Below are 7553 nucleotides of genomic sequence, written 5' to 3'. Positions count from 1 at the left end.
CTATGATCGCCATAAGCAATACGACACACCGCTCACTAAGTATCATGCTCATGGTTTTGAGCAAGACAAACTTAATGAAATCGGGCATAGATGGATCACAATCGTTTCAGATAAAGAAAGTGTCCTTTACGGCACCATTCCTTTTCAGGGAAAAACAAAAGCTATTTATACAAAGAATCCCATTCTTTCGTTTTTTGCCAGTGAGTATGTCATTCATGATGCTTATTGTCTACGTTTAATCGAACACTTCCCGGAGGAGATTAAAGCCCACTACGGTGAGGACATGAAAGGTCTCCGTGATTTTTTTTCTCATTCTAAAAAATAGAACTTATATAATATGGAGGAATATAAATGTTATTAACAATCATACTTATACTCATCGTGTTGGTAAATGGATCTTTTGTACTACAACTTGTGAAGGATTTCACTATTAATAAAGAAAGCTTAGCGAAAGAACCCGGAAACCCTATCGTTATGGCGATTTCTCAGTTCTTCATTTATTTTCTTTCAACATTCGGTATTTCAGATTTTGCTATCGGAGCTTCGCTTTATCCAAAGGCAAATTGGGTAGATGACAAAAAATTGCCTGGAACCTTAAATACGGCTTGTGTCGTCCCAGTCGCAGCGATGGCACTCGCTTATATCTCTTCTATTGAAGTTGGTATTGCTACACTGATTATTCCCATTGTTGCACAAGTGGTCGGGGCCTATGTCAGTCCCCGTTTCGTAGTGAAACTACCTAAAAATACAATCAAAAAATTTGTTATTGCAGGACTTATAGTGGCAGGTGTTCTCATCTTAGCAGGTAAATTTGGTTTATATCCTTCAGGCGGCGATAAAACCTCTCTTCAAGGGTTCAGCTTAATCCTTTTAGGTATCTTATCTATGATATACGGTGCCTTGAATAACATTGGAATTGGATCTTTTGCACTGACTATGGCAACGGTTTATGCATTTGGCTTGAGCCCGAGCGTCGCTTTCCCTATCATGATGGGTGCATGTACCTTTTCTGTTCCTGTGGGCAGTATTCAATTTATTAAATTGGATTCATACTCTCGTAAAATCACGCTCTTTTCTGCCACTTTTGGTGTCATCGGAGTATTGGTTGCTGCGTTCTTAGTGAAAGGATTAAATACGAACATTTTACAATGGGTTGTCTTGGCTGTTATCTTATACAGTGTCTTATCCATGGTGAACGATTTACTGAAAGAGAAAGCAGCTCAAGTAAAAATAGCTTAATCATCTCAACTACATTTATTAAATACAGAAAGGAATCTAATTATGCAAATAAGAGTATTGAAAGCAGACGAAATGAAAAACGTGTTACCTATGAAAGAGGCTATTCAAGCTGATAAAGATGCCCTTTCCCTTTATTCCGCTGACAAAGTAAATATTCCTTTGCGCGTCAATTTAAACGTACCTGAACAAGAAGGTCAAAGTCTTTACATGCCTGGTTATGCAGCCGAAGCTCGTGCTTTGGGTGTGAAAATAGTCAGCGTCTATCCAAAAAATATTGAAAAAGGCCTGACTAGTGTTCCCGCCACAATGGTATTGGTGGATACAGAAACAGGTCAAGTCTCTTCCATTATGGACGGCACTTATCTGACTCAATTGCGAACAGGCGCTGTAGCGGGTGCTGCAACCGATCTATTGGCTCGAGAAGACAGCTCCATCTTCACATTGGTCGGTACAGGCGGACAGGCTGAAACACAACTAGAAGCTGTATTGGCTGTTCGTCCGATTAAACAAGTGTACGTCTCTGATTTGAATATGGAACGTGCAACCGAGTTTGCTGAAAAAATGACCGCTCTTTACGGCGAAAAATACGATACAACGATTGAAGCTGCCTCTTCTCTTGAAGAAGCTATTCGTCAATCTGATATCGTTACTTCAGTCACCACGTCACCTGTCAAAACATTTGACGGAAAATGGGTCAAATCCGGCGCACATATTAATGGAGTAGGTTCCTTTACACCAAAAATGGCTGAAATCGATTCAATCATTTTGCAAAATGCCGGTAAAATTTACTGCGATACCAAAGATGCACTGGTAGAAAGTGGAGATTTCACCCAGCCCATTGAAAAAGGACTATTTGACATAGAAAACGTGACTGGTGAATTAGGAGACCTTCTTAATGGAGAAACAGCAGGAAGAGAATCGGAAGAGGAAATCACCTTCTTCAAAACAACAGGAAACGCCGTACTCGATATCGTAACTGCTCAACGAATCTACGAAGCAGCCATCGAAAAAGAAATTGGAGCGACGTTGGAGTTTTGATTAAGCTTTAAAAATGATTGAATATTTCTTTGATCCTTATTATTCACAATAAGTGGAAGTGAAATAAAAATATATTAAATATAGAAATTCCAAAAAAACCTTCAAGGCTCTATTAATTTTAGCCTTTGAAGGTTTTTTTTGATTTTTTCTGTGTAACTTGTTCTTTTCAGTATCAGTGGATCTATATTTAAAACATAATCTTTCAATACCCGCGACGTCACTCCTTGAAATTTTAACTTCTTATATCAATATAACGAAATTCGCTTCGAAGTATTGTTACAAAAATTCTGAATAATTCAGGTATGAAAAAATACTCCTCAAATTTTTTGAGGAGTATTTAAAGCGGCTAGTCTGAGATCAATTGGTTGAAACTGATAATTTCTTCGGCTAATTCCACTAAGTTACTATTTGCCATATCTGGTTTCAAGTAGTAAGGATTATATTGATCTTTTTTGCGTTCAATATAGGCTGTATGAAGTCCAGCTTTTTTAGCACCGAATAGATCCCAATCATGCGTAGCAACCATGACCGTCTCGATAGCATTGATTTTTTCTTCTATTACTACATAATGATAAATATCTTCAAAAGGCTTATATTTCTTTACCGAATCGACAGAATAATAGGCGTCAAATAAATCGATGAGACCAGAATTGTTCAACTGTTGCTCAACCATTTCATAAGAAGAATTAGTTACTGAAACAACCCTGATATCATGGTCTCTCAATAATTTAAGAGCTTCAGCTACATCATCGTGTGCAGGCAGTTTTCTGAACGATCCTAAAATATCTGTTTTGATTTCATCAGTCAGTTCTTTGTCGCTCTCTAAAAAGACACTTTCCAACGCGGCTTCTGCAAGTTTTCCAAAATCAGTATAGTCATCCATGCCGCCTATAACGGTAGACGAATGAAGAAGCTTAGAAAACCAGTACTTAAGAACGTATTTATCTTCAAAATGTTTTCCAAAATTTTCTTTTAATACACTCAAATCCAACAGCGTCTCGTTCATATCGAATAATACAGTTTTTATCATCTTTTCAGCTCCTCATATAATAAATTAAGTTAACTATGCTTCATTTTTATTCTTTTGTCCAATTTGGAATCATTTCGACATCGGCAGCCTCTAATGATGTGAATATTGGGCATCTTGAATCAACTGTTTTTTGTAATTCACTGAGGCGCTCTTCAGATTCGCTTGTTTTCACGCGAGCATTTATTTTAACTGTTTGAAAGTAGGGACGAACATCTTTATTACCCATCATGCCCTCTGGATTCATTTCAGCTCTTATATCAAATTCTATACCTTGAAGATCGAAATCCATTTCTTTTGCTGCCATATTAGCTATAGCATTCTCACAGCCTGCTAGTGAAGCTAGAAATGACCCCAGCGGATTGGCGCCTTCATCTTTTCCGCCCATTTGTTTAGGTTCGTCAATGATGATCTGATGCCCTTTGGAATCAGCTAGTGTTTGCATTCCTATTGAAGTTGCTGTGATTCTTTCGATTTTTTTAGCCATTTGATTTTCTCCCATTCATGTTTGTTTTATTCTTGCTCATTCTATAAGTATTGCTTATCTTGATCGTGTTCATAACTATTTTCTAAGCAGTAGACATGATCTCATCTTCAGATCGAGATCCAATTGTTTGCTCAACTAGTCATCTATCTTTTAATATAGATGCCCTCACTTTATAAGGTCTACACACCAAGGTACTCTATGTTCGGAGCTAACCATGCATTCTTTTGTCCATCGCCCAATGTTATATCTGTTAAACTCTAACTAGATATATTATCTCTTTTTATCTTGTAACCACTTAAATCGATTTAAACGGTTACTTATTAACAGTACAGTATGGTATTATTTAAGTCAACCAAGCAATTCAAAGGAGGATTTTAAATGATCAATAATTTAGAAACTAGATATTCTTATGTATCCGAATATTTATTCATTAACATACTCAATACAATTAATGGAAGAAACAGTGTTTTTACAGATTTTCTTGAAGAAGAAGGTTTAATGGGTGCCTGGCTGTCATTAATGAAAGAAAAAGGCTTGTTGAATTCCAAACAAGTGGATAAAATAAACGAATCTCCCATTGATATTAAAAAAATACAATTATTTCGTGAACAGTGCAGATCTTTCTTTTTAGAACCCGAAACACAATCAAAATTTTTAGAAAATTTGGCATCTAACACTGAGAAAGCACCTCTTTTCTTTGACAAAGAGTTCAGACCTACCCCAAGTACAGGCGGGACTGAGGGACTCATTTCACTTATCACCTATGACATGCTTACGGCCCATCATAACGGACTGTTTCCAAAAATAAAAAAATGCAAGTCCAATACATGTTATGCATTATTCGTTGATACAAGCGGAAGACGAAAGTGGTGCTCGATGGAAGTTTGCGGGAATAGAACAAAAGTACGGAAATATTATGCTAAAAAAAATAGTGAATAGACAAAATATAAAGGGTGGCTTATTTCGTTAATGATGTATTCTTGATTTTTATAACATTTCACCCTCAACTGAAAGCAAAGAAAGAGGAGCAACCCCAACAGGGTGCTCCTCTTTCTTTTATGATCAAAACACTTTTCCCGGGTTCAACCGGTCGTCCGGGTCGAAAACGCGTTTGATCTGGCGCATAAAGTCTAAGTTGACGTCTTCAGTCATGCTGGTCATGTATTCTTTTTTTACGATGCCGATGCCGTGTTCAGCAGAGGGCAGTCCGCCCAATTCGTCTACTTTTTGATATAGATCTCTCAGTAGGCTGGCACGTCTTTTTGTCCATTGGTCTTCCGTCAAGTCATCTTTCATGAGTAGGGTATGCACATTCCCGTCTCCGGCATGCCCGAAATTCAAGACGTTCAAGCCGTGTTTCTCCTGCATTTCTTTGGTCGCTTCAATGAGTTCGGCGAATTTATTGATCGGTACCACTTCATCGAGTAATTCAAATTCAGTAAAGGCGGTCAGGCCAAGCAGGATATTGTCGCGCAGTGCCCAGTTTCTCTTCGCTTCCTCTACAGTTAGCACATGGCTTTCGAGAGCTAACTTGCTCGTGACAGACTGGACCAGATCGATGCGGTTCGTGAGTTCGTTCAGATCATTTCCGTCCAGACTCATTAAGAGGTAAGCTTCGCCGACTTGGGATTTCAGAGGATAGCCTAAGTTCTGTTCGGCATAATACAGTGCCTGACGTTCAAAAAGTTCGATGCCGGATGGATCCGCACCACTTTTCAGTATTTCCAAGGTTGCTTGAGTGGCTCCAAGGACCGTTTCAAAAGCCTGCAGAATCGTTACATTGGCTTTTGGCAAGGGAACAAGTTTCAACCGGATCTTCGTCGTGATGCCGAGTGTTCCTTCTGAACCGATGAACAAGTCTTTCAGGTCGTAACCGGAACTGCTTTTTATATTCAGGCTGCCTAGGGTCATTTCCTCAGCATCGGGTAAAACGACAGTCATTTCACGGACATAGTCACGGGTGGTTCCGTATTTCACAGCTCTGAGCCCGCCGGCATTGGTCGCGACGTTTCCGCCAATGGTCGAATGCTTGGAGGCTGGATCAGGGGGGTAGAAGTACCCTTTCTGTTCGACATAGTCGTGGATAGCGCCGACCAGTACACCGGGCTCGACCGTCAGCGTGAGTGTTTCTTCATCCAACTCAATGATAGTGTCCATCAAATGCACATCAATGATTAGTTCGTTGCCCTGGATCGGTACCTGTGCACCGGCAACTCCGGTACCTGCACCGCGCGCAAGCATGACTAAATCTTTCTCTATGGCAAACTGAACGAGTGCTTTTACTTCTTCGTGAGTTTTTGGCAAAGCGACGGCATAAACGGGCTTGATATTTTTTACATATGTATCACGATAATAGTATTCCGGAATGTCTCTACCTACAAAGAGACGTTCTGAATTTGATATGATTTCTTCGAGATGTAGCATGTGATTCCTCCTAATAATAGACAGAAAGCGTTTTATTGATATTTCCATCTTATCCGAACCAAAGGAGGAATGTCTAATAGATAAGGCCGTTTCAGCAATTAAGGTACAAACAACCATGTGTTGAAACATTTCATGAGAAAATAAAAAACGTGACCCCAGTTATGAATGGAGTCACTGTCATGATGATTTCGGACACGATAGTAGGTTGATTAGTTAGAAAATACCTGAAAAATCTGAGTATGGTTAAAATGAAATCCCTGGTTTGAAAAAGATGTTTTACCAGTGTTGAAAAAATTGGTCATAAAAAGTTTATAGTTCCTGCAAACTCAATTCTTCGAGTGTGGCATCAATAAATTCCCGACGCATTTTGAAATCACTGCCATATCTTTTGACCGCAGCCACTTTTCCTTCTTCAGAATAAACACCCGCGTATTTGTCGGGTTGTAACACTGCCGAGATGACAGACTGGGAGCCTTCGTCGACAGTCAAGAAAAACGGATCCAGCAGTTTAAACACTAACTCTCCAAGGGTATGACTGACGTTGTTTTTTCCGAGATTCGTTGAGACCACTCCGGGATGGACTGCGGTTGTTTTGAGTCCCTTGCGAGAATACTGTTCATGCAGCTCCTGGGCTAAGTAAAGGGTTCCCAGTTTTGAACGTCCATAACAAGCAATCGAAGAGAAGCGTTTTGGCTTAAAGAATGGTCTTTTCATTGGCGCAAATTTGTAAGCACCGGAAGAGACGACGACGATCTGTTTACGCTCACTGTTCATGACTAACGGCAATAGCTCATGAGTCAGCAAAAAAGGACCGAGATAGTTAGTCGCCATCGTCAGTTCGTACCCATCAACGCTTTCTTTTCTGGAAGTTAAAAAGATCCCAGCATTGTTGATCAGACAGTCGATATGGTCGAATTGATCTTTTATCGTGTTTGCCGCTTGTCTCACGGAATCCAATTCACTCAAATCACACTTGATGATGTCTACTTTCAGGTCGGGATTCAACTCCAAGAGTTCCTTTTTTAAATAGGCGGCTTTTTCCAGATTGCGGGCTAATAGCAATATTCGATCAAACGTTGTCACCAAAGCCTTGACAGTACCGAGACCGATCCCAGAAGTGGGACCGGTGATTGCTAGTATTGATTCAGACATGTTTTTTCCTCCTTTAATGTTTGGTCGCTGTTAATCCTTGTCTTTCTCATCTCTTTTTTTCTCTACTAAAATCCTTGTAATATAGGTAACTGGAATGGATATCCAAATCATACCACTTACTAGCATGATACTGTTTGATGTGACTAGCCCATCTGTTATAAGGGGTGAATAAGGAGAAAAAGAAAG

Annotated in this window: 7 protein-coding genes and 1 pseudogene; 4 read left to right on the top strand and 4 right to left on the bottom strand. The window is 39.5% G+C overall.

Going from position 1 to position 7553, the window contains the following annotated elements:
* From R6U02_RS08615 to R6U02_RS08605, 3 genes and pseudogenes are all read left to right on the top strand, one after another.
* Positions 1-325, top strand: a pseudogene (locus R6U02_RS08615) (TrmB family transcriptional regulator); the annotation flags it as partial.
* A 26-nt stretch (positions 326-351) separates the two neighbouring features.
* Positions 352-1239, top strand: coding sequence for a hypothetical protein (locus R6U02_RS08610; protein ID WP_410263205.1), 888 nt, complete (start codon positions 352-354; stop codon positions 1237-1239).
* A gap of 48 nt (positions 1240-1287) precedes the next feature.
* Positions 1288-2277 carry an ornithine cyclodeaminase family protein gene (locus tag R6U02_RS08605; RefSeq protein ID WP_410263206.1) on the top strand — a complete coding sequence of 330 codons (990 nt, stop codon included), beginning with the start codon at positions 1288-1290 and terminating at the stop codon, positions 2275-2277.
* Positions 2278-2623: 346 nt separating this feature from the next.
* On the opposite strand, the gene R6U02_RS08600 is transcribed toward R6U02_RS08605, so the two are convergent.
* Positions 2624-3307, bottom strand: a complete 684-nt coding sequence (locus R6U02_RS08600) for a haloacid dehalogenase type II (RefSeq protein WP_410263204.1) — start codon at positions 3305-3307, stop codon at positions 2624-2626.
* Between the two features lie 46 nt (positions 3308-3353).
* On the bottom strand, positions 3354-3791 hold the full coding sequence (locus R6U02_RS08595; protein WP_410263203.1) for an OsmC family protein: 438 nt from the start codon (positions 3789-3791) through the stop codon (positions 3354-3356).
* A gap of 378 nt (positions 3792-4169) precedes the next feature.
* Between R6U02_RS08595 and R6U02_RS08590 the strand changes: the two genes are divergently transcribed.
* Positions 4170-4730 carry a CGNR zinc finger domain-containing protein gene (locus tag R6U02_RS08590; protein WP_410263202.1) on the top strand — a complete coding sequence of 187 codons (561 nt, stop codon included), beginning with the start codon at positions 4170-4172 and terminating at the stop codon, positions 4728-4730.
* A 123-nt stretch (positions 4731-4853) separates the two neighbouring features.
* On the opposite strand, the gene R6U02_RS08585 is transcribed toward R6U02_RS08590, so the two are convergent.
* On the bottom strand, positions 4854-6215 hold the full coding sequence (locus R6U02_RS08585) for an FAD-binding oxidoreductase (protein ID WP_410263201.1): 1362 nt from the start codon (positions 6213-6215) through the stop codon (positions 4854-4856).
* 309 nt (positions 6216-6524) lie between these two features.
* On the bottom strand, positions 6525-7367 hold the full coding sequence (locus tag R6U02_RS08580; protein WP_410263200.1) for an SDR family NAD(P)-dependent oxidoreductase: 843 nt from the start codon (positions 7365-7367) through the stop codon (positions 6525-6527).
* Positions 7368-7553 lie beyond the last annotated feature (186 nt).

Origin of the sequence: Alkalibacterium sp. (genome assembly GCF_046484155.1) — a bacterium.
In the GTDB taxonomy this organism is placed as follows: domain Bacteria; phylum Bacillota; class Bacilli; order Lactobacillales; family Carnobacteriaceae_A; genus Alkalibacterium.
Note: the sequence above shows the minus strand (reverse complement) of the source record. Positions and strands in the feature narration are given on the sequence as shown.

Bases quoted from the DNA above. Each gene is read 5' to 3' on its own strand.
- R6U02_RS08610 (WP_410263205.1), top strand. From the start codon at position 352: ATGTTATTAACAATCATACTTATACTCATCGTGTTGGTAAATGGATCT.
- R6U02_RS08600 (WP_410263204.1), bottom strand. From the start codon at position 3,307: ATGATAAAAACTGTATTATTCGATATGAACGAGACGCTGTTGGATTTG.
- R6U02_RS08595 (WP_410263203.1), bottom strand. From the start codon at position 3,791: ATGGCTAAAAAAATCGAAAGAATCACAGCAACTTCAATAGGAATGCAA.
- R6U02_RS08590 (WP_410263202.1), top strand. From the start codon at position 4,170: ATGATCAATAATTTAGAAACTAGATATTCTTATGTATCCGAATATTTA.
- R6U02_RS08585 (WP_410263201.1), bottom strand. From the start codon at position 6,215: ATGCTACATCTCGAAGAAATCATATCAAATTCAGAACGTCTCTTTGTA.
- R6U02_RS08580 (WP_410263200.1), bottom strand. From the start codon at position 7,367: ATGTCTGAATCAATACTAGCAATCACCGGTCCCACTTCTGGGATCGGT.